Genomic DNA, 21,694 nt, shown 5'->3' on the forward strand with positions numbered 1-21,694 from the left:
GTGGCCCGGACGGTGCCGGTGGCCGCGTCCCACAGGCGAACGGTCCGGTCGGCGCTGGCGGTTGCGAGGGTGTGGCCGTCGGGGCTGAACGCCACTGAGCGCACCTCTCCGGTGTGGCCGGTGAGGGTGGCCCGGACGGTGCCGGTGGCCGCGTCCCACAGGCGAACGGTCCGGTCGGCGCTGGCGGTTGCGAGGGTGTGGCCGTCGGGGCTGAACGCCACCGAGTAGACCGAGTCGGTGTGGCCGGACAGGCGTCGCCGCAGTGGGAGGGCCGCGGCGTCGTCCAGGCTCTCGACGGATTCGGGAGTGTGGCCGGTGCGGTACGCCTGGACGGCCAGCAGCGAGGCGAGGTCGGGGTTGGTGCTGATGAGGGTGCCGGACTGGAGGGCGAGCTGCCGGGAGAGGGCCGTCTGCCGTTCGGCGACGGCCGTCCGCTGCTGCCAGACGGCGTATCCCGCAGCGGCGAGTGCGAGGACGAGGACCCCGGCCAGGATCGCGTTGAGGCGTCTGCTGCGCCGGATGACGGCCTGCTGGCGCTGCCTGCTGGCGGTGAGGAAGGCGGCGATCCCGCTCGGTAGGCGGCGGTGCCGGGACCATTCAAGGCCTTCCGCGAGCGCCGTCCCGGCGAGCAGGTCACCGGGGTCCTTCCGCTCGGCCCAGCGGGCTCGCCGTTCCCGGGTGTGTCCGAGCCACTCCTGGAAGCGATGGTCCTGGTTGACCCACTCGCGTAGTGTGCCCCAGTCGCGGATGAGCGCGTCATGGATGAGCTCGGCCACCGGCTGTCCGGCCGGGGCGTCGGGTCCTTCGGGTGCGCGGGGCGTGTAGGTGGTGATGATCCGATGGCCGGTGAGGGCGGCGAGGACGGCGTCGATGGCCCGCTCGCTGCCGGGAACGGCGTCGGGGTCGGCTGCCAGGTCGCGCAGCTCCCGCAGGGGGACCTGTGTTCGGATGGCCGGAACCTGGTGGCTCGGGTCGGCCGGGCGAACCAGGGAGGTCAGGATCCGCCGTGCGATGGGCCGGTGGCCGGGGGCCAGCTGGTCGAGGGCGGTGTCGCACCAGGTGGTCAGGCTTCCGGTGACCGCGCCGATGCGCCGGTAGGCGTCGTGGGTGAGGTAGCCGTCCTGGCGGCCTTGCCAGAGCCGGCTGAGAGTCAGCTCCAGCAGGGGCAGGACGGTGACGGGCGCCTGGCGGGTGGCGGATCCCTCGGGGGTGGTGGCCAGGACGTCGGTGACGATCTGCTCAGGCAGTCCGGGCTGGAAGCGGGCGCCCACGTCCTGGGCGGGCAGGGTGATGATGTCGCGCAGGTCGTCCTCGCTCAGGCTGCCCGGCACGTTGAGGAGCCCAGGCATCGCGGCGTGCAGCAACCTTGGTGCAAGGGCAGCGAGTTGATGGTAGAAGTCATCGCGCATGATCAGGATCACCTGGAGCCGGGCGATCGAGTCGACCGCCGCGGTGAGCTGGTCCGCGATGGCCGGGCAGCGGTCCGGCCGTCGGCCGTCGGCGGGCTGGGCGAGGAACTCCTCGAACTGGTCGATGATCAGGATGATGCGCTGACAGTCGGGGTCGGCCGCGAGTCTGCGGGTGACGGCGGTGGCGATCCCGTCGGTGGCAGCCCCGGGGAGCCCGGCGTGTTCGAGTTCGGCCGTCAGATCCTGCCTCGGTCTGGCGAGCACGGGTAACCACCGTTCGCTGCCAGGAAGTTCACCTGCGGCGAGGGCGGGTAGGACGCCGGCCTGGATCAGGGACGACTTGCCCGATCCGGAGGGTCCGAGCAGCAGCGTCAACCGCCTGTGCCGGGCCAGGTTCGCCAGCGCCTGCCGCACCGCGTCCCTGCGGCCCTCGAACCACCTGGCCTGCTCCGCGGTGAACGGCTCCAGCCCCCGGTAGGGGCACACGTCCCGCTCGGCCAGGTCGGGCCGGATCTCCCGCAGTGTCCGTGTCGGTGTGGCATAGGCGATGCCCTGCCCCCGCGAAAAGGCGTCGGGGGCGGTGATCTCGGTGACCATGCCGACGACCAGGCCTGTCACCTCGTCCAGGACCGGGCCGCCACTGAATCCGGTGGTCAGGTCGTTGGCATCGGTCAACTGCAGCAGCGCGCCCCGGCCCGCGGCGGGCGGCAGCAGATCACCGGCCACCCCGAAGCCGAAGTGCCCGCCCGGCGGGGCCTGCGCGGGGAACCCGAACGACCGCACCCGGTGGCCCCGGCAGCCCGCCGCAGCGCCCAACGGCAACGGCTCCGTACCCGTAGCGGTCCCGTTCAGGCGCACGACGGCGACGTCGTCGCCTTCCGGGGGCCGCCAGGCCTCGTCCAGGACCCGGCCCTCCACCCGCGGCGCGGCGTCCGGGTGCGGGAAGACCAGCCGCACCCGCCCACCGGGCCCGCTTCCGGCGGCAGCCACCACGTGCGCGCAGGTGACCAGGAGGCCCTCGGCCACCAGGAAGCCCGCCCCGACCACCTCACCGCCCACTCCGAGGACCTGGGCCACGGCGGACAGCAGTGCCGGCGTACGGTCGCCGTCCGGCCCCTTGCCGTCGATGTCCACCGGTCACCCCGGACTCTCGCCCGCGCCCGGGTGGTCGGCCGCATTCCTGTTCCACGTCATGGTCACCATCAGATGACCGGTGGCAGCGGCCTTGGTGATCACGGCCCCGGCCTCGACCGCGAGGTCGACGCCGAACGCGACGGTGATCCCGTCGGGGCAGGCCTTGCGGAGCTCGTCGAGGGTGGCCCGCGCCGCCTCGGTGACCGGCTGCAGAGCCCCCTGCAGACTCTCCGGCAGCTCTTGGATGGCATCGCCGACACGACCGGCCTTCACCGGCCCCTCCGGCCTTGCCGGGGTCTCGATCAGGACGCAGCCCCCGCCCTCCAACGGCATCCGAGCCAGAGCTGCCACGATCTCCTCCTTCACCCCGTCGCACTCGTCGACACGTGGGCTTTGGTGCCTCTCAGACGACGGCGGGCGGTACGGGGTACGTCGGGCCGCCCACAGCACGTGAACCGTTCACCCGCCCTGAGGGGGCATCGCACGCCGCCACCCAGTGTCATCGTCATCAGCGCCAGTACCTGCCGCACTTGGAGTGGGCCGTGTGAATGAAAGGCCCGTCGGTGGCCGCGGGTGGACCGCCTGACGGCGGTTTCGAGGCGTCTCATCCAACCGGCGCACCCGCACGAGCACCCCACTCCCGCCTCAGGCCAGCCCCGTGACCTGCGACTTCAGGTTGGAAAACACCCAGTGCGCCCGACGAGTTCCTCGGCATCCTCGCCCGTCACCCCGAGTGGGACTGGCGCGGGGGCCCGAGCCCGGAACGGCCCGAGGGGCCGGTGGACAGCGCCAGGTAGGCGTCCAGCCGGGCGGCGGCGGTGAGCATCGCCCGGCCACGGTCGGTGAGGCGCTGCTGCCAGCCGTCGAGGGCGGCGGCGAGGCCGCCCGTCCCGCCCGCCGTGCGGATCTCCCGGACCACGGTGGCGATGTGGGCCAGCGGGTAGCCGCCGCGCCGGAGCAGGTGGGCGAGGTCGGCGTCGCGGATGTCCTCGGGGCGGAAGAGGCGGTGGCCGGTGGCGCGGTCGCGGGGCGGGGTGAGGATGCCGGCCGCCTCCCAGGTGCGCAGGGTGGCGGGGGTGACGCCGAGGCGGTGGGAAAGTTCGCCGATGCTGAGCGGGCCGGGGAGCGCACCACGGATTTCACCGGGGTCCTGTTCGGCGGACAGGTGGTCGACGGCCCGGCGGACGGCGCTGAGCGTCTCCCGGTCGCGCAGCAGCTGGGCGTGGCCCCGGTCGACGGCGGTCAGCGCCTCGTCCGGGCGGTCGGCGTGCAGGGCGGTCATGACCTGGCCGGCGATCGCGTGCCCGTGGGCACGGACCAGGGCGAGGAAGGCCCGCAGGGCGGCGGCGTGCAGTTCGGTGTAGATCCGGTAGCCGCTGGGGGTGCGCTCGGCGGGCGGGAGGAAGCCATCGTGCTCGTAGTTGCGTACGGCCTGGGTGGAGATGCCGTGCTCGCGGGCGAGGTCGGCGGGGCGCACGGCGAGTTCCTCCGGTTTGAGACTTCTTGGCGGCAGTCACGGGCTGGCATCGGTGAAAGTCTCAACCGATCCTTCAAGGATACGCTTGAGGTCCATGAGTCAGGACATTGGAGACTTCCTCACCCCCTCCTGCGAACTGCTGGCGCTCGGCGAACCGACGCACCAGGAACCGGCCTTCGGGCGGGTCCGCAACCGGCTGTTCGTCCAACTGGTCGAGCGGGGCTTCCGCTCGATCGCCCTGGAGACCGACCGGGTGGCCGCGCTCGCCGTGGACGACTACGTCCGGCACGGCGTGGGCACCCTCGACGCGGTACTGGACGAAGGCTTCTCGCACGGCTTCGGCGCCCAGCCGGGCAACCGCGAACTCGTCGCCTGGATGCGCGAGTTCAACCGCGACCGGGAACCCGTCGAGCGACTGGCCTTCCACGGCTTCGACATCCAGACCGAGAACACCACCGCGCCCAGCCCGCGCCGCTACCTCGAACACGCCCGCGACTTCCTCCAACTCGACCTCGACATCGCCGGGTTGACGGGCGAGGACGAGCGCTGGGAGCGCGAGGAGGCGATCCTGGACGCCGCGATGTCGCCCGGGGCCACCCCCGAGGCCGAGCGGCTGCGCCGCATCGCCGACGACCTGGTCAACCAACTCTACGTACGGGCACCGGACTTGATCGACGCCAGCTCGCACGCCGAGTGGCTCCGGGCCGGGACGCACCTGCAGGCCGGGATCGGACTGCTGCGCTACCACGCGCAGTCGGCGCTCCAGGGCCTCGGGATGAGCGCCCGGATCTCCGGCCTGATCAGGATGCGGGACGCCCTGATGGCGCAGAACCTGCTCGACATCCGCGCCGTCGAGGCCCGGCGCGGGCCGACCCTGGTGTTCGCCCACAACCGCCACCTCCAGCGGAACCCGAGCGCCTGGTCACAGGACGAACTGGACTGCGGCTGGAACGGGGCCGGCCACATCGCCGGCTCGCTGCTGGGCGAGCGCTACGTCTTCGTCGCCGGGAGCCTCGGGCGCAGCGAGGCGATGGGGCTGGGCGCGCCGGCGCCGGGGACGTACGAGGCGCTGCTGCAACCCGGCATCGAGGCCTGGCGGTTGGTGGCCCCGCTGGAGCCGGGTGTGGCCCGCACCCGTACCGACACCACCCCGCGGCAGGGCTACTTCCCGCTGGACCTGGAGACCCTCGACGGGGCAGCCGCGCTGCTGCACCTCGCCGACGGCGCGGCGGCGGCCGGGTAGCCACCCCGTCGCGGGCCCGGGTAGGCGTTGCGCAGGTGGGCCAGCAGGGCGGCGGTCGGCGGTGCCGGCGGCCGCCCGGTCGGCCACGCCAGCGCGATCCGTACCCGGGGCACGGGGTCGGTCAGCCGCCGGACCGGCAGGCCGGCGGCCGGCCCCGGGGCCGGCAGCACCGCCACGCCCAGCCCGTGCGCGGCGAGCGCGGCCCGTGCGTGCGGCAGCACCGCCTCGCCGACCCTGGTCAGCCGCACCGTGCCCGCACCGCCTCGGGCCGCAGCCTGCGCTTCTTCGGAGCCCGGTTGGAGGGCGTACGGCTGCGGGCGACGGACGCGGACTGGTCGTACGGGCAGGGGCCGCTGCCGGTGGAGGGGCGGGCGGAACACCTGCTGCTGGTGGCGTACGGGCGGCGGCTGCCGGCGGGGCTGCTGTCCGGGGCGGGGGCGGAGCGGTTCACGCGTTGAGGCGGGCGCGGCCGGGGCCCTCCGTGCTCGTTGCGGCGGGGTCTGGGGTTCGTCGTGGCGGGGTGTGGGCGGTCCCCTGACCGCACCGCCCTGCGCCTCGCCGTCGCCCGTGCCTACGATCGGTTCATCGCAGGAGGGCGAGAGGGAAGCCAGGTCGCCGATGGCCCCGAGGTCCGTGCAGTGGCCGCCGTACGTGCGGGTCGCGCCGTGGTTGCTGATCGTCGGCGGGCTGGTGTGGAACTCGCTGGATCCGGCCGACTACTGGGGCGATCCGTTGCTGGCGGCCGCCGCCGTGCTGTCCGGGGCGCTGCTGACGCTGCGCGACACCGTTGCCGTCGGGGTGGCGAACGTGACCGGGATCCTGGTGCTCTCCCTGCGGGACGGGTCGTTCGGGACCCAGGACGGCTACCTGGAGCTGGTGAACACCGCCTTCACCGCCCTGCTCGGGGTCGGGGTGAACCGGGTGGTGGCCCGGCACGGGCGCAGGCTGGCGCGGGTGCGGTCGGTGGCGGAGGCGGCGCAGCGGGCGGTGTTGCCGGAGCCGCCGGGGCGGGTGGCGGGGCTGGAGGTCGCGGCCTGCTACCGGGCGGCCCAGGACGAGGCGCTGATCGGCGGGGACGCGTACGCGCTGCAGGCCACTCCGTACGGTGTGCGGGTGCTGATCGCGGACGTGCGGGGCAAGGGGCTGCACGCGGTGGGGGCGGTGTCGGTGCTGCTCGGGGCGTTCCGGGAGGACGCGCACCGGGAGCCGGACCTCGCCGCGCTCGCGGACGCGTTGGAGCGCACGCTGGCCCGGGAGAGCGCCGCGCTGGGGGAGGAGCTGCGGGTGGAGGGGTTCGTCACCGCGCTGCTGGTGGAGTTCCCGCCGGGGGAGGCCGTCGCGCGCACCCTGGACTGCGGTCACCCCGGGCCGTACCTGCTGGGCGACGGCGAACCGGGGGTGAGCCGGTGGGACGCGGCCGATCCGGGGCTGCCGCTCGGGATGGGCGCGCTGGGGGTGGCGCGCCCGCCGGTGGAGACCAGGCCCTTCCCGACGGGGTGCACGCTGCTGCTGGTGACGGACGGCGTGACCGAGGCGCGGGACGCGGCTGGGGAGTTCTACGACCCGGTGCGCGGGCTGGCCCCGCTCGGGCCCTTCGCCGGGGCGCGGGAGGCGGTGGACGCGCTGGTGGCGGATGTGGCCCGGTGGACGGGCGGGCCGCGCGACGACGACATGGCGGTGCTCGCGGTGACCCGGCGCGGGATCGGTGACGGGCCGGGAGCATGGCCGGGGTAGGCGTGGAGCTCGGGTAGGGGGCGGAGCCGGGGTAGGGGGCGCGATGGGCGCCGGATATGCGCTGGACAGGCGCCCCCGGGAGGTTGGCCACGGCTCCGGACGGTGACGCCGATATCACGATGAGGTTACCGAAGGTGCCTGCTCCACGGGATCCGGCCAAGTTGAGCGGTGCCCTCCGGTGGCCGGAAAGCGGGTGTCCGGATACCGGACGACGCAATGGACTTCCTGGTCGCGAAGTGGCCCGGATGCCCGGATGGACTGTGATGCCTTGGCCGACGGGCGGTGGCGGCCGCGTGCCGGATCGCCGCCGGAACATAAGGGCTCGTAAGGGAGGCACAAGGGCCGGTCACGGCAGTGGCGGGATCCGGCCGACCCGTGCTTCGTCCGGAAACGGACCAGGTGGTTGCCCCGTGTCGAATGGGTGACCGAGAGTCGCATCGATGAACGAGAAGCCTCGCCCCCGCCAGGCCCGTCTGTTCGGCCACCGCGACTTCCGGCTCCTGCTGACCGGAGCCGCGGCGGCCCAGACGGGCAGTCAGGTCACCCTGGTCGCCCTGCCGCTGGTGGCGGTGGTGGTGCTCGACGCCACCCCGTTCGAGGTCGGTCTGCTCACGGCCGCCGAGACCGCCGCGTTCCTGCTGGTCGGCCTGCCGGCCGGTGCCTGGCTGGACCGGATGCGCAAGCTCCCGGTGCTGATCCGCGCCGACGTGGTGCGCTGCGTCGCGGTGGGCTCGATCCCGCCGGCGGCGGCGCTCGGGGTGCTGACCATGCCCCAGCTCTACCTGGTCGCGCTGGTCACCGGGGTGGCCACGGTCTTCTTCGACGTGGCTCACCAGTCCTTCCTGCCCGCCGTCCTGCCGCGTGAGCAACTGGTCGGTGGCAACGGCGCGTTGGAGACCGTCCGGTCCTCGGCGCAGATCGCCGGGCCGGGCCTGGGCGGCGGGCTGGTCCAGCTGCTCGGCGCGCCGGTCGCCATCGTGGCCGACGCCTGCGGCTACCTCGCCTCGGCCCTGCTGCTCACCCGGATCCGGGTCGAGGAGGCGCGGCCGGAGCCGGAGCCCGGACGGTCGCTGCGCGCCGAGGTGACCGAGGGCGTGCGCTTCGTGCTCGGCCACCCGCTGCTGCGGGCCATCGCCACCGCGACCGCCATGGCCAACCTGTTCGGCGCCGTCCTGGCGGCCGTCCAGACGGTGTTCTGGGTCCGGGTGCTCGACCTGTCGCCCGGCGCCATCGGCGCCCTGCTGTCGGCCTCCGCCGTCGGCGGGCTGGCGGGCGCGCTCTGCGCGGGGCGGCTGTCCCGCTGGGTCGGGCAGGCCCGGCTGATCTGGCTGGCCACCGTGGTGACCGCGCCCTTCGCGGTGCTGTGGCCGCTGTCCAGCGGCGCTGCGGGCGTCCTGCCGTTCGGCCTCGCCTCGGGCGTGGTGCTGTTCGGCGCGGTGGCCTACAACGTCGCGCAGGTGAGCTTCCGGCAGAGCGTCTGCCCGCCCGAGCTTCTCGGGCGGATGAACGCCACCATGCGCTTCCTGGTGTGGGGCACCATGCCGATCGGCGCGCTCGGCGGCGGGGCGGTCGCCGACTGGGCCGGCCCGCGCGCCGCGCTGTGGGTGTGCGCGGCGGGCTTCCTGGTGGTGCCGGTTCCGCTGCTGCTGTCGCCGCTCCGGGGGATGCGCGAGCTGCCCGCGGCGCCGGCGGAACCCGGGGCCGTGGACGCCACGGACACCACGAACGGCGGGCCCGCTGCGGACATCCGGCCCACCCCGGACACTCCGGACGCCGAGCACTCCGCCGCGAGTCCCACCGCCCCCTGATCCCCTGACCCGAGCCGACACCGGAAATCGGAGACCGTTCCGTGCACGCCAGCATCACCGCCGCCTACCTCGCCCGGTACCGCTCCGCCGCCGCCGAATCCCCGGTGGAGCTGCTCCCGCTGACCGGCGCCCAGCGGCGGTTCCTGATCACCCGCCGGCTCGCGCCGCGGTCCCGCTCCGACCTCGCCCCGCTGTTCTTCGCCTACCCGGGCGGCACCCTCGACCTCGACCGGCTGGGCCGCGCCGCCGCCGCCGTGGCGGCCGGCCACCCGGCGCTGTGCGGCGCCTTCGTGACCGTCCGCGGCACACCCGTGCTGCGCACCGGCGGCCCCTCGGTCGAGGTCGCCCCGATCGCCGTCACCCCCGGCGGCAGCGCCGAGGGCGCGCTGCGCGAGGCGCTGCTGGACTGGCCGCTGGACGGGCCCGCGCTGCGCCTCCTGGTGGCCCGAGAACCCGACGACGGCGAGGAGTTGCTCGCCCTCGCGCTGGACCACGCCGCCTGCGACGAGCAGTCGATCGGGGCGCTGGTCGGCGAGCTCACCGAGGCGTACCGGCAGGACGAGCCGCCCGCGTCCGCCCTTGGGGCCTGCCCCGACCAGCGGGCCGTCGCCACCTTCCGGGAGGCCGTCGAACTCCAGCTGGCCGCCGAGGAAGCCGCCGCCGGGCCCGCCGCGCGCGCTCACTGGGGGCGCCGGCTCGGCGCGCTGACCGGGGCGGGCGGCGGCGCCGCGAAGGCCGCCGGCGTGCTCACCGAGCGGCTGCCCGCCGTCGAGGGCGGCGCCCGCAGCGCCCTCTTCCCCGCCCTGCTGGACGCCGTCGGCGCCGCCGCCCGGCGACTGCACCGCGCGGACGGCCCGCTCGCCCTCGGCTACCCGTGGGGCGGCCGCCCGCCCGGCGCGCCCGCCGTGCTCGGCTGCTTCCTCAACACCCTGGTGCACGCCGTCCCTCCGCAACCCGCCACCGACCTGGAGGCGCTCTGCGACGACTGGTGGGACGACCTCGACCACGCCGGCACCCCCTTCGACGAGGTGGTCCGGGCCGCCCGGGCCGCCGGGTCCCCCTGGTCGGGCGGGCTGGACGCGATGCTCACCTTCGAGGACCTCCGACGCCGCCCGCCCCTGGTGCTCGGCGGCGTGCCCGGCCGGGAGGTCCACGTCGCCGGACGCCCGCTCGCCGCGCCGCTGGCCGTCTCCGCCTCGCACGGCGACGACCTGACGGTGCGCCTCGCCTGGGACAGCGAGCGCTTCCCGGCCGCCGACGCCGAGGCCGCCTTCGGCGATCTGCTCGCCGTGCTGCGCCGCCACCTCTAGGGCCTGCCCTAGCGCCCGCCCTGGGTAGCCGACAGTCTCCTCGACCCCGGCCCCCAAGACCGTCCTTCCCCGAAGACCGAAGACCCCCCGGCCCGCACCCTCACCCCGGTGCGGCCCGGCCCCCACCGGCCGTACCGGGACCACCCCACGCCCCGCACCCGGCCACCGCAGTGCCAACACGCCCACCACACAAGGGAATCATCCATGTTCGCACTCTCTCCCTCGCAGGAGATCGTCTGGCTGCACGAGCAGATGCAGCCGGGCAGCCGCGCCTACAACTTCACCGGAGTGCTCGACCTGTGGGGCACCCTCGACCGGGACGCCCTGCACACCGGACTCGCCGCCGTCCTGGCTCAGCACCCGGGCCTGCGGCTGGAGCTGGTGGCCCGGCCGGAGGGCGTGCCCGGCCAGCGGGTCGCCGAGGAGTGCCAACCCGTGCTGCGTCACAGCGACTTCACCGCCGAGCCGGACCGGGAGGCCGCCTTCCGCCGACTGCTCGCCGCCGAGGCCGAGGAGCCGCTGGACACCGAGCGGGCCCCGCTGCTGCGCTGGCACCTGGTCCGGATCGCCGAGGACCACCACCGGCTGATCCACGTCGAGCACCACCTCGTCCACGACGGCCACTCCTTCGCGATCTTCCTGCGCGACCTGTTCACCGTCTACCGCGCCCGCGTCCTCGACCAGCCCTACGAGCTGGCCACTGCTCCGTCGTACGAGCAGCACGCCCGCACCGAGGCCGACCCGCAGGACCGTGAGCGTGCCCTCGCCTTCTGGACCAGGGAGCTGACCGACGCCCCGCGCGAGGTCACCCTGCCCGGGCTGGCCCGGCCGGGCGTCGAGCGCCGCCACCGCGGCGGGCAGCTGCGCCAGTCGATCGGCGCCGACCTCGCCCAGCGGCTGCGCGAGCGCAGCAAGGCCGACGGCCACACCCCGTTCAGTACCCTGCTCGCCCTGTTCGCCGAGCTGCTGCGCCGGCACAGCGGTCACCGCGAGGTGACCGTCGGCACCGCCGTCGGCAACCGCCCGGAGGGCTACGAGGGCACCGTCGGCATGTTCGTCAACACCGTCCCGCTGCGCCTGCGGCTCGACCCGGCCGCCTCCGGCACCGACGCCGTGGACGAGGCGACCGACGTCCTGATGCGCGCCCTGCCCCACCAGCACCTGCCCGTGCAGGAGCTGACCCGCCGGCTCGGGCTGCACACCGGCGGCACCGACAACCCGCTGTTCAACGTGATGTTCAGCGCCCACGACGCCGCGCTGCCCGACGTCCAGGCGCCCGGCCTCGACGTCTCGCTGTACGAGGGCTTCAACACCGGCACCACCCGCTTCGACCTCGACCTGGTGCTGCTGCCCGACGACCGCCGGGTGGTCGGCGAGAAGCACGGCGCCGCCGGGATGACCCTGATCTGGGACTACGACGCCGACCTGTTCGGCGAGACCGAGGCCGTGCTGCTCTCCGAGCGCCTGCTGGAGCTGCTGCGCCACTACCTCGACCGGCCCGAGGCGGTGCTCGCCGAGCTGGCCCCCGCGCCGCAGGCCGAGCCGGCCGCCACGCCCACCCCGGCCGACCTCGACCCGGCCGCCGCCCACGACCCGACCGCGCTAGCCCTGCTGGCCGGCAACGAGCGCACCAGCTACGGCGAACTCGACCGCCGCGTCGGTGAGTTGGTCGACCGGATGCGCGCCGCCGGGGTCACCGCCGGGCAGCCGGTGGCCGCCGTGCTGCCGCGCGGCACCGACAGCGTGGTCACCCTGCTGGCCTGCCTGCGCCTGGGCGCCGTGTACGCGCCGCTGTCCACCGAGGACCCGGCCGCCCGGCTCGGCCTGCTGCTGGAGCGGCTCGCCCCCGCGCTCGTCCTCGCCACCCGGCAGAGCGCGCTCGCGCTGCCCGCCGAGGGCGTCACCCCGGCCCTGCTGGACGGCCCCGCCTTCCCGAAGGCCGAGCCCGCCGCCGTCCTGGACGGCGCCGCGTACATCGTCCACACCTCCGGCTCCACCGGCGTGCCCAAGCCCGTCCTGGTCGGCCGCGACGCGCTCGCCGGGTACGTCGCCGCGATCGCCGACCGCTACCGACTCAGCTCCGCCGACCGGGTGTTGCTGTTCGCCCGGCCGTCCTTCGACGTGGCCCTGGAGGAGGTGTTGCCGGCCCTCGCGGTCGGCGCCGCCCTGGTGGTGCCGCAGCGCGAGGTGCCCACCGGGCCGGAGCTGGTCGCCGTGCTCGCCGCCCGCGGCGTCACCGTCGCCAACCTGCCCACCAGCTACCTGCTCGCCGTCCGCGAGGACCTGCGCGAGGCACTGCGCGACGGCCGCTGGACGCCGCGGCTGCTCGTCCTCGGCGGCGAACGGCTGCCCGCCCGCGCGCTCGCCGGGCTGACCGAGGCCACCACCGTGCTCAACGCGTACGGCGTCACCGAGGCCACCGTCACCTCCACCGTCCACCAGGTGACCGCGGCCGACGTCACCGAGGACGGCGAGATCCCGCTCGGCACCGAGATCGACGGCGTGCGCCTGCACGTCCTGGACGAGACGCTGCGCCCGCTCCCGTACGGCTGCGTCGGCGAACTCGCCGTCAGCGGCGACCTGTTGGCCGAGGGCTACGTCGGGTTGCCGGAGCCCACCGCGGCCCGCTTCACCACCGTCCCCGCACTCGGCGGCCTGCGGGTCTACCGCACCGGCGACCGCGGCTACCGCGACACCGAGGGCCGACTGCGCTTCCTCGGCCGCGCCGACAACCAGGTCAAGCTGCGCGGTCACCGGATCGAGCTGGAGGAGATCGAGTCCGCCGCCTCCGCCGAACTCGGCGGCCGCTCCTGCGCGGTGGTGCTGCACACCGACCCGCGGACCGGCCCCCGCCTGCTCGGCTTCCTCGAGGGCACCGAGCGCCCCGACCAGGCCGCCCTGCACACCGCGCTCGCCCGCCGGCTGCCCGGCGGACTCGTCCCCTCCGGCTGGACGGCCGTCGCCACCATGCCCACCCTGCCCGGCGGGAAGCCCGACCGCGCCGCCCTCGCCCGGCTGGCCGAGGAGAGCCCGGAGGAGCCGGCGACCGCGCCCAGCGCCTTCGCCGACCCCGGCCAGGAGCTGATCGCCGCCGCCTGGCGCGAGGTGCTCGGCCACGACCGCTTCACCGCGGACTCGCACTTCTTCGAGGTCGGCGGCCACTCGCTGCTCGCCGCCCAGCTCGCCGCCCACCTGGAACCGCACCTGGGCAGCCGCCCGCCGCTGCGCACCCTGTTCCGCCACGCCGTCCTGGCCGACCAGGCCCGCGTCCTCACCGGAGGCGCCAAGTGAGCTCCCCCTCCGCCGTCTTCGAAGACGGCCACCGCGAACTCGTCGACGCCTTCGAGAGCTTCATCCGCCGCGAACTCGTGCCACTCGCCGCCGAGCTGCCCGAAACGGCAGACCAGGTCCCGACCGACCTGCGGGCCTACGTCCGCAAGCGCTCCGCGGCGCTCGGCTTCTACGCCGGCGACTACCCGGAGGAACTCGGCGGCTCCGGCATGCCGTTCACCGCCGTCGTGCTGCTGCACCACGCCGCCGGACGCAGCGGCTGCGTGCTCGCCCCGTACGCGCTGGCCGGCTCCGACGGCCCCAGCCCGCTGCTGCGGCACGGCACCCCCGAGCAGATCGAGCGCCACCTCGTCCCGCTGGTGCGCGGCGAGCAGACCCGCTGCCTGGCGCTCACCGAGCCCCAGGCCGGATCGGACGCCTTCCACCTCACCACCACCGCCGTGCGCACCGGCGACGACTGGGTGCTGAACGGGCGCAAGACCTTCGTCAGCAACGCCGAACACGCCGGGATCGCCCTGGTGGTCGCCGCCACCGACCTCGGCGACGGCGCCGGGCCGACCGCCGGGGCCACCGCCTTCGTGCTGCCGATGGACCAGCCCGGGCTGCGGATCGGCCAGCGGTACGAGGGGATGTCCGGCGAGCCGCTGTTCGAGCTGCTGCTCGACCAGGTCACCGTCGGCCCGGAGGCCGTCATCGGCGGCGAGGAGGGCATCGCCGCGGCCACCGCCCTCGCCATGGACAGCCTCTCCCGCGGCCGCCTGGTGGTCGCCGCGATGTGCAACGGCATCGCCGAGTACGCGCTGAAGGCCGGCGTCGAGTACGCCCGCGAGCGGCGCGCTTTCGGCAGGGTGATCGGCGAGTACCAGCACGTCCAGGAGCACCTGGTGGCCACCCGCGCCGAGGTGGAGTCCTCCAAGCTGCTCACCCTCGCCTGCGCCCGGCTGGTGGACGAGGGCACCGAGGCGCCCGAGAACGCGGCGCTCGCCAAGCTCACCGCCTCCGAGACCGCCGTCCGCGCGGTGGACCGCTCGCTCCAGGTGCACGGCGCCACCGGCTGGGTGCGCGGCCACCCGCTGGAGTTCCTGTACCGCTACGTCCGGATGACCACGATCATCGAGGGGACCTCCGAGGTCCAGAAGGTCATCATCGCCCGTGCCATGGGCCTGAACTGACGGTTACGCATGCATCTGGAGACGATGATGGAATCCCTGAGCATCGGGTACGGCCGTCCGCACCAGCACGGCGCGGTCCTCGACCTGTTCACCAGCTGGGCGCACCGCACCCCGCAGGCGCCCGCCCTGATCGACGGCGAGCGCACCCGGAGCTACGCCGAACTCGACCGCCTCGCCGACACCGTCGCCGAGGCCCTGCGCGGCAAGGTCGGCGAGGGCGACCTGGTCGGCGTCTGCCTCGGCCACTCCGTGGAACTGGTCGCCGTCACCCTGGCGATAGCCAAGCTCGGCGCCGTACACCTGCCGCTCGGCCCGCGCCCCGGCGAGAAGCGGCTGCGGGCCGTCGCCGAGCAGCTGCGCCCGGTCTGCCTGGTCGGCGAGGACGCCGTGCTGCCGCCCGGCGGAGAGCGGCTCGAGCTGGACCTGCCCGGCGGCGGCGTGCCGGCCGCCCTGATGCCCGGCACACAGGTCAGCGTGCCCGCCGGCACCCACTACGCCGTTCTCACCTCCGGCTCCACCGGTACCCCCAAGGCCGTCGCCGTCACCGAACCCGCGCTCGGCGCACTGCTGCAGTGGTACCGCGAGCTGACCGGCCTCGGCCCCGGCGAGCGGCACAGCCTGCTGATCGGGGTCTCCTTCGACCCGCACGTCCTGGAGCTGTGGGCCACCCTCACCTCCGGTGCCGCGCTGGTCGTCGCGCCCGAGGCGGTGCGCTGGGACTCCGGCGCGCTGACCGACTGGTGGCGCGAGGCCGGCATCACGGCCTGCGTGCTGCCCACCCCGCTGGGCGAGCCGGTCCTGGCCCGGCCCTGGCCCGCCGGGCTGGCGCTGCGCCACCTGCTCATCGGCGGCGACCGGCTGCGCCGCGCCCCCGGGCCGGACGTCACCGCGACCGTCCACAACGGCTACGGCCCCGCCGAGGCGACCGTCGTCACCACCGTGCACACCATGGCCCCCGGCGGCGACCACGGCGACGGCGCGCCGCCGATCGGACTGCCGATCCCCGGGGCCGTCGTGCTGGTCACCGACGAGCAGGGCCGCCCGGTGCCCAGAGGGACGGCCGGCGAACTGCGGATCGGCGGCCGGGGCCTGGCCGCCGGATACCTCGACCCCGAACTGACCGCCCGCCGCTTCGTCGAGGTGCCGCCCGGCGTGGACGGCGTCGACCGGGTCTACCGCACCGGCGACCGGGTGGTGATGCGCGCCGACGGCGTGCTCGAGTTCCACGGACGCCTGGACGACCAGGTCAAGGTCAGCGGGGTGCGGATCGAACCGGCCGAGGTCGAGGCCGCCTTCGAACGCGACCCCCGGGTGCGCCGCGCCGTGGTCGCCGCCGAGCCGGCCGCGGCCGGCGGCGCACGGCTGCTCGCCTTCGTCCAGACCGAGGAGGACGCCGAACCCACGAGCCTGCTGGACGCCGTCCGCCCCTGGCTGCCCGAGCAGGCCGTGCCCGCCACCGTGCGGCTGGTCGAGCACTACCCGCTGGACGCCAACGGCAAGGTGGACCGCGCGGCGCTGCTCGCCGCCGAGCCGGCGGCCCCGGAGGCGGTGGCGGTGACCGAGGACGGGGACACCCCGGTCGAGCGCACCGTGCTGAAGCTCTGCCGCGAGCTGATCGGCCGCGCAGACCTCGGCCCGGCCGACAACTTCCTGGACGCGGGCGGCAATTCGCTCGCCGCCGCCCGACTGCTGGAGGCCCTGGAGGAGGAGTACGGGGTGCGGCTGCGCGCCCCCCTGGTGCTGCGCCAGCCCGACCTGCGGGCGATCGCGCGACTGATCGAGGAGCGGATGCCGAGCGCGTCCCTCACCTGACGGCCCGCCGTACCTCCTGTCCTGCACAACGGCGCCCCGGCCGCACGGCCGGGGCGCCCGGAAGGGAACCCGCCATGACGCCCACGCTCCCCGCCCTGATCGCCCGGCAGGCCGAGCAGCACCCGACCGCCCTCGCCGTGACCGACGGCGACACCTACCTCACCTACCGCGAACTCCTCGACGCCTCCGGCCGGTTGGCCGCCGTACTGGCCGCACGCGGAATCGGCCCCGGCAGCACCGTCGGGCTGCTGTGCGCCCGCTCGACCCGGCACGTCGTCGCCCAGCTCGCCGTCTGGCGGGCCGGCGCCCTCGTCCTCCCGCTCGACCCCGGCTACCCGCGCCCGCGCATCGCCGAGCTGACCGCCGACGCCGGCGCGCGGCTCGTCCTCGGCGACAAGGCGCTGCTCGCCGAGGCCGGACTGCCCGTCGAGCACACCCTCGTCCTGACCGAACGCGGCACCGAGGCCACCGGCGGCGCCGTCCCCGACGCCGCGGAGCCGGACGCGCCCGCCCTGCTCTACTACACCTCCGGCTCCACCGGCCACCCCAAGGGCGTGCTCGTCCCGCACCGCGCCGTCACCGACCTGGTCACGGCCCCCGACGCGATCCCCGTCGGCCCGCGCGACCGGGTGCTCCTGCACGCCACCCCCTCCTTCGACGCCGCCACCTTCGAACTGTGGGCCCCGCTCGCCCACGGCGCCGCCGTCGCCGTCTCCCCGGCCGACCGGCCCAGCGCCGAGGAACTCGTCCGCGACGTCGAACGGTTCGGCGTCACCGTCCTGCTCCTCACCACCGCGCTCTTCCACCACCTGGCCGCCCGGCAGTCCCGGATCTTCGGCGTGCTGCGCACCGTGGCCGTCGGCGGCGAGGCACTCGCCCCCGAACACGCCGGCGCGGTGCTGCGGGCCTTCCCCTGGCTGGAGCTCCACAACGTCTACGGGCCCACCGAGGCCACCACCTTCACCACCACCCACCTGGTCACCCCCGCCGACTGCGAGGGCGGAACCGTCCCGATCGGACGGCCCTTCGGCGGCGCCCGCCTGCTCGTCCTGGACGAGCACCTCGCGCCGGTGGAGCCCGGCACCGTCGGCGAACTGTGGATCGGCGGCGAGCGGCTCGCCCAGGGCTACCTCAACCGGCCCGAGCTGACCGCCGAGCGCTTCCGCGACCTCCCGGGCCGGGGCCGCGCCTACCGCAGCGGCGACCTGGTGCGCCAACGGCCCGACGGCGTCCTGGAGTTCCACGGCCGCACCGACGACCAGGTCAAGGTCCGCGGCTTCCGGATCGAGCCCGGCGAGGTCGAGCACGCGCTGCTGCGGTTCCCCGAGGTCGCCGAGGCGGCCGTGGTGGTCCGCCGCGCCGGACAGGCCGACGCCGCGCTCACCGCCTGCGTCGTCCTCGCCGACGGCGCCGCGACGGCCGTCGAGACCCTGCGCACCCGGCTCGCCGAGCGGCTGCCCGCCCACCTGGTGCCCACCGCCTGGACCGTCCTCGCCGCACTGCCGGTCACCGGCAGCGGCAAGGTCGACCGGCGGGCGCTCGCCGACGCCCCGGATCCGGCCGCCGCCGGACACGCCCCCGCCGAGGCCGAACTCACCCCGATCCAGCAGGTCGTCGCCGAGGCCTGGAGCCGCGCCCTGGAACGCCCGATCACCGACCCGGCCGCCGACTTCCTCGCCGAGGGCGGCCACTCCCTGCTCGCCATGTGGGTCGTCGACGACCTGCGCGAGGACCTCGGCGTCGAACTCTCCCTCGCCGACTTCCTCGACCACCCCACCGTGGCCGGGCAGGCCGAACTACTGGAGCGCGCCCTGCGGGCCGCCGACGACACCCAGGGGGCGGCCCAGCGATGACCAGCGACCAGAACGACCTGCTGCGCCGCGCCCGCAACCGCCGCACCGCGCTCACGCCGGACCGCGCGGCCGCTGCCTCCGTCTGCGCCTCCGTCGACGCCGGCCCGGCCCCGCTCTCCCACGCCCAGCAGCGGATGTGGCTGATGGAGCGGCTCGGCCAGGGCGGCGCCCTCTACAACGTCCCGGTCGCCACCCGGCTGCGCGGGCCGCTCGACCCGGACGCCCTGGCCACCGCGCTCACCGCCCTCACCGAACGGCACGCCGTCCTGCGCACCCGCTACCCGCGCCGCGGCGAGCAGCCCTACCAGCACGTCGAGCCGGCCGGCCCGGTGCCGCTGCCGGTGGTGGACGCGGCAGGCTCCGGGCAACTCGTCGAAGAGGCCGGCCGACCGTTCGACCTCACCACCGGACCGGTGCTGCGCGCCCTGCTGCTGCGGCACGGGCCCGAGGACCACACCCTACTGCTGACGATCCATCACATCGCCGTCGACGGCGGCTCACTGCCCGTCCTCGCCGCAGACCTCGCCGAGCTGTACGCCGCCGCCCGCGACGGCGTCGAGCCCCAACTCCCGCCGCCCGGGATGCCGTACACCGAGTACGCCCGCCAGGAGCGCGCCCGCGACGCCGAACTCGCCGCCGCCGCCGACGCCCGCGCCGCCCACCTGGCCGGCGCCCGCCCGCTGCCGCTGCTGCGACCCGTCCCGCCCGGCGCCCGCGACCGCCGCGCCGCCCTGCACGCCGCCCCGCTCGAGCCGGCCACGGTCGAAGGCCTGCGGAAGCTCGGCGCCCGGCACGGCGCCACCCTGTTCGCCGTCGTCCTCGCCGCCGCCTTCGCCACCCTGCGCACCGCCGCCGGCCAGGACGACCTCACCCTCAGCTGCGCCAGCGGCCAGCGCGCCCGGCCCGAACTGCGCCGCACGGTGGGCCTCGGCGTCAACACCCTCGCAGTGCGGGCGGAACCGGCCGCCGGCGGATCCTTCGCCGACGCGCTCGCCCTGGTGCGCGGCGCCCTGCTGGAGGCGCAGCAGCACCACCAGGTGCCCTTCGACCTGGTGGTCGAGCGGCTCGGCGCGGCGGCGCGCGGCGCCGACGGCAACCCGCTGCCGTCGGTCAGCTGCGACCTCTTCCAGGCCCCGGCACCGCTGGCGCTGCCCGGGCTCGACGCCGAGGACGTCGAACTCGACCTGGGACTGGCCAAGTTCGACCTCTCCCTGGTGCTGGAGGACGGTCCGCGGCCGCGCTGCCTGGTCCAGCACGACCAGGCCGCGCTGGACCGGGCGACCGGCGCCCGGCTGGTGGAGGCCTTCGCCGCGGTGCTCCGGGCGGTGGCCGAGGACGCGGACGTCGTGCTTTCCGAGCTGCCCGGCGAGCTCCTGGTCTCGCCTTCCGCCCAACACCCGGTGCTGGAAGCTCTGTTGGCCGACCCCGAGGTGGCCGACGCGGCCGTCGTCGAAACCGGCGACGGCCCGCCGCTCGCCTACGCCGTGGTGCGCGGACCGGTCGCCCCCAGCGGCACCGACCTGCGCGCCCGGCTCCGGCGCTCGCCGGCGGCCGCCGAACTTCCGCTCGCCGTCACCCTGTTGGACCGCATCCCGCGCCGTGCGGACGGCGGCGTCGACCGCGCCCGGCTGCCCGATGCCGCTGTCGCCGCGCCCGGCGCCGCCGCCCCTGCGGCCGTCCCTGCCGCCGAGCGGACCGGGCCGCTCGACCTGGTCCGCACCGCCTTCGGCGAACTGCTCGGCAGCGTCCCGCCCGCCGACGGCGACTTCTTCGCCCTCGGCGGCCACTCGCTGATCGCCGTCCAGCTCGCCGAACGCCTGCGCACCCGGGTCGGGCTGCCGCTCACCGGCCTCGACGTCCTGGAACACCGCACCCCGCGCGCCCTCGCCGCCCTACTGGCAACCCGCGAGGAGGAACGCCGCGCCGCCGCCCTCACCCGCACCGGCGGTCACCCGACCGCCGGGCCCCGCACCGGCACCGTGCTGCTCACCGGCGCCACCGGCGGGGTCGGGGCCGCGGTGCTGCAGGAACTGATGGCCCAAGGGCGGCCGGTGCGCGTCCTGGTCCGCCCGGAGTCCGCCCACCTGCCGGCCCTGCACGGCGCCGAGATCGCCGAGGGCGACCTGGCCGACCCGGACAGCCTCCAGCGCGCCGTCAAGGGCGTGGACGCCGTCATCCACGCCGCCTGCACCTTCACCGAGCACGAGACCGACGTGGCCGCCATGCGGGCCCTGCTGGACGGCTGGTCCGGCGGCCCGTTCGTCTTCGTCAGCAGCATCGACGCGTACGGGCAGCCGTCCGGCACCGACATCGCCGAGGGCGGCCCCAGCGGCGCGCCGGTCACCGCGTACGGGCAGGCCAAGCTGGACTGCGAGCGGATGCTGTTCGAGACGGCCGAGGCCACCGGCCACGGCCCGGCCACCGTGGTGCGCGCCCCGATCGTCTGGGGTCCGCACCGGCGACTGCGCGACCAGCTCCGCTGGGGCTCCACCGGCGAGCTCTACCAGGCGGCCCTGGCCGGGCGGCCGATCGTCCTGCCGGAACCGGGAGTCGACGGGGGGAGCGGTTGGAACGGCGCCGCCTGGGTGCACTCCGCGGCCCTGGCCCGCGCCCTCGCCGCCTGCGCCCTGCCAGACGGTCCCGCCGCGGGCCGGATCGTCAACGCGATCAACGGGCACGTGTCCTGGGCGGAGTTCGGCACCGAGCTGATCCGGCTGCTCGGGTCGGCGAGCCGGGTGGAGCTGAGCGCCGACGCCGACCCGGAGCTGCGACGCCCCTGGCGCTACCGGTCGGAGACCCTGGCGGCCGCGCTGCAGCCGGAGCCGGGGGAGGACTGGCGCAGCGTGCTGGCGGCCATGGTGGGCTGAGCGGTCCGTGAACGGGCGGAGGGGCCTTCGGGCTCCTCCGCCTGGCTACCGCAGCCGCCGCGGTTGTCGCAGCGACCGCAGTCATCGCAGCCGCCGCAGCCGGGCCGCGGCGGTGGTGCGGATCCGCCGGGTGCGCCCGCCCGCGGCCAGGACACCCAGGCACGACCCGGCCGAGGCCGACTCGGCAGCCTGCAACTGGAGCCAGTTCGAGGCCGCGAGCAACTGCCGTTCCTCCCACGGCTCGTCCAGTTCCATCGCCCGCAGCAGCGCCCACTCGTCCAGCCGCCGCCGCGCGAAGCCGTCGGCGGAAACCGCTTGGGCCAGCTCCCGGCACCAGGCCGGGAAGGCCGGCTCCGTCAGCAACTCCGCCGCCCGCCGGTCCAGGTACTCGCACACCGCGCCGCTCGCCATCGCCCGATCGGGATCGGCGAGCACCCGCGCCACCAGCCCGGCCACCTCCTCCGGAGCCGCCCGCGCGAACTCCCGCCGGTAGCGCGCCAAGCGCAGGTGCTCGTCGGGCTCCGGCTCCGGCCCATCCGTCTTCAAGAGGTTCGCTTCCTTCCGTCATGCCCGGCGGCCGAGCC

General features: G+C 75.5%; 15 protein-coding genes. 10 read left to right on the forward strand and 5 right to left on the reverse strand.

Annotated features, from left to right (window positions below):
- The 3 genes from ACWCYO_RS04495 to ACWCYO_RS04505 form a co-directional block, all read right to left on the reverse strand.
- Window positions 1–2,543, reverse strand: a 2,543-nt coding sequence (locus ACWCYO_RS04495) for an nSTAND1 domain-containing NTPase (protein ID WP_449783303.1), incomplete at its 3' end; no start/stop codon positions are given.
- 3 nt (window positions 2,544–2,546) lie between these two features.
- Window positions 2,547–2,909 carry a CU044_2847 family protein gene (locus ACWCYO_RS04500; protein WP_270150025.1) on the reverse strand — a complete coding sequence of 121 codons (363 nt, stop codon included), beginning with the start codon at window positions 2,907–2,909 and terminating at the stop codon, window positions 2,547–2,549.
- A gap of 358 nt (window positions 2,910–3,267) precedes the next feature.
- Entirely contained in the window at window positions 3,268–4,020 is a 753-nt protein-coding gene (locus tag ACWCYO_RS04505; protein WP_270150026.1) for a MerR family transcriptional regulator, read from the reverse strand.
- Window positions 4,021–4,114: 94 nt separating this feature from the next.
- On the opposite strand from ACWCYO_RS04505, the gene ACWCYO_RS04510 reads away from it, so the two are divergent.
- A complete protein-coding gene (locus ACWCYO_RS04510) occupies window positions 4,115–5,263 on the forward strand; it encodes an erythromycin esterase family protein (RefSeq protein ID WP_449783304.1) in 1,149 nt (382 codons plus the stop codon).
- Here the strand turns inward: ACWCYO_RS04510 and ACWCYO_RS04515 are convergent.
- The gene (locus ACWCYO_RS04515; RefSeq protein ID WP_449783305.1) at window positions 5,182–5,511 is read right to left on the reverse strand and encodes a LysR substrate-binding domain-containing protein; all 330 of its coding nucleotides are present in this window, start codon (window positions 5,509–5,511) and stop codon (window positions 5,182–5,184) included. The two genes, ACWCYO_RS04510 and ACWCYO_RS04515, sit on opposite strands and share 82 nt — an antisense overlap.
- Here ACWCYO_RS04515 and ACWCYO_RS04520 point away from each other — a divergent pair.
- From ACWCYO_RS04520 to ACWCYO_RS04560, 9 genes are all read left to right on the forward strand, one after another.
- Window positions 5,449–5,721: a hypothetical protein gene (locus ACWCYO_RS04520; RefSeq protein ID WP_449783470.1), complete on the forward strand. Its 273-nt coding sequence runs from the start codon at window positions 5,449–5,451 to the stop codon at window positions 5,719–5,721. The two genes, ACWCYO_RS04515 and ACWCYO_RS04520, sit on opposite strands and share 63 nt — an antisense overlap.
- Before the next feature lie 160 nt (window positions 5,722–5,881).
- Window positions 5,882–6,997, forward strand: a complete 1,116-nt coding sequence (locus ACWCYO_RS04525; protein ID WP_270150030.1) for a PP2C family protein-serine/threonine phosphatase — start codon at window positions 5,882–5,884, stop codon at window positions 6,995–6,997.
- Between the two features lie 440 nt (window positions 6,998–7,437).
- Entirely contained in the window at window positions 7,438–8,805 is a 1,368-nt protein-coding gene (locus tag ACWCYO_RS04530; RefSeq protein ID WP_270150032.1) for an MFS transporter, read from the forward strand.
- Between the two features lie 41 nt (window positions 8,806–8,846).
- Complete coding sequence (locus ACWCYO_RS04535) at window positions 8,847–10,115, forward strand: non-ribosomal peptide synthetase (protein WP_270150034.1); 1,269 nt, start codon at window positions 8,847–8,849, stop codon at window positions 10,113–10,115.
- A 204-nt stretch (window positions 10,116–10,319) separates the two neighbouring features.
- Window positions 10,320–13,406, forward strand: a complete 3,087-nt coding sequence (locus ACWCYO_RS04540; protein ID WP_449783306.1) for a non-ribosomal peptide synthetase — start codon at window positions 10,320–10,322, stop codon at window positions 13,404–13,406.
- On the forward strand, window positions 13,403–14,578 hold the full coding sequence (locus ACWCYO_RS04545) for an acyl-CoA dehydrogenase family protein (RefSeq protein ID WP_270150038.1): 1,176 nt from the start codon (window positions 13,403–13,405) through the stop codon (window positions 14,576–14,578). The genes ACWCYO_RS04540 and ACWCYO_RS04545 overlap by 4 nt, the downstream gene beginning before the upstream one ends.
- 9 nt (window positions 14,579–14,587) lie before the next feature.
- On the forward strand, window positions 14,588–16,390 hold the full coding sequence (locus ACWCYO_RS04550; RefSeq protein WP_449783307.1) for an AMP-binding protein: 1,803 nt from the start codon (window positions 14,588–14,590) through the stop codon (window positions 16,388–16,390).
- 74 nt (window positions 16,391–16,464) lie between these two features.
- Entirely contained in the window at window positions 16,465–18,243 is a 1,779-nt protein-coding gene (locus ACWCYO_RS04555) for a non-ribosomal peptide synthetase (protein ID WP_449783308.1), read from the forward strand.
- A complete protein-coding gene (locus tag ACWCYO_RS04560) occupies window positions 18,240–21,110 on the forward strand; it encodes a condensation domain-containing protein (RefSeq protein ID WP_449783309.1) in 2,871 nt (956 codons plus the stop codon). Before ACWCYO_RS04555 ends, ACWCYO_RS04560 begins: the two co-directional genes overlap by 4 nt.
- Before the next feature lie 81 nt (window positions 21,111–21,191).
- Here ACWCYO_RS04560 and ACWCYO_RS04565 read toward each other — a convergent pair whose 3' ends face one another.
- Window positions 21,192–21,656 (reverse strand): hypothetical protein, encoded by a 465-nt coding sequence (locus ACWCYO_RS04565; protein ID WP_449783310.1) that lies wholly within the window; start codon window positions 21,654–21,656, stop codon window positions 21,192–21,194.
- Window positions 21,657–21,694 lie beyond the last annotated feature (38 nt).

It is taken from the genome of Kitasatospora sp. NPDC001683 (genome assembly GCF_053596495.1).

What these genes read in the sequence shown, in the direction of transcription:
- ACWCYO_RS04560 (WP_449783309.1), top strand. Translation starts at nt 18,240, where the DNA reads ATGACCAGCGACCAGAACGACCTGCTGCGCCGCGCCCGCAACCGCCGC.
- ACWCYO_RS04510 (WP_449783304.1), top strand. Translation starts at nt 4,115, where the DNA reads ATGAGTCAGGACATTGGAGACTTCCTCACCCCCTCCTGCGAACTGCTG.
- ACWCYO_RS04525 (WP_270150030.1), top strand. Translation starts at nt 5,882, where the DNA reads ATGGCCCCGAGGTCCGTGCAGTGGCCGCCGTACGTGCGGGTCGCGCCG.
- ACWCYO_RS04555 (WP_449783308.1), top strand. Translation starts at nt 16,465, where the DNA reads ATGACGCCCACGCTCCCCGCCCTGATCGCCCGGCAGGCCGAGCAGCAC.
- ACWCYO_RS04530 (WP_270150032.1), top strand. Translation starts at nt 7,438, where the DNA reads ATGAACGAGAAGCCTCGCCCCCGCCAGGCCCGTCTGTTCGGCCACCGC.
- ACWCYO_RS04550 (WP_449783307.1), top strand. Translation starts at nt 14,588, where the DNA reads ATGCATCTGGAGACGATGATGGAATCCCTGAGCATCGGGTACGGCCGT.
- ACWCYO_RS04540 (WP_449783306.1), top strand. Translation starts at nt 10,320, where the DNA reads ATGTTCGCACTCTCTCCCTCGCAGGAGATCGTCTGGCTGCACGAGCAG.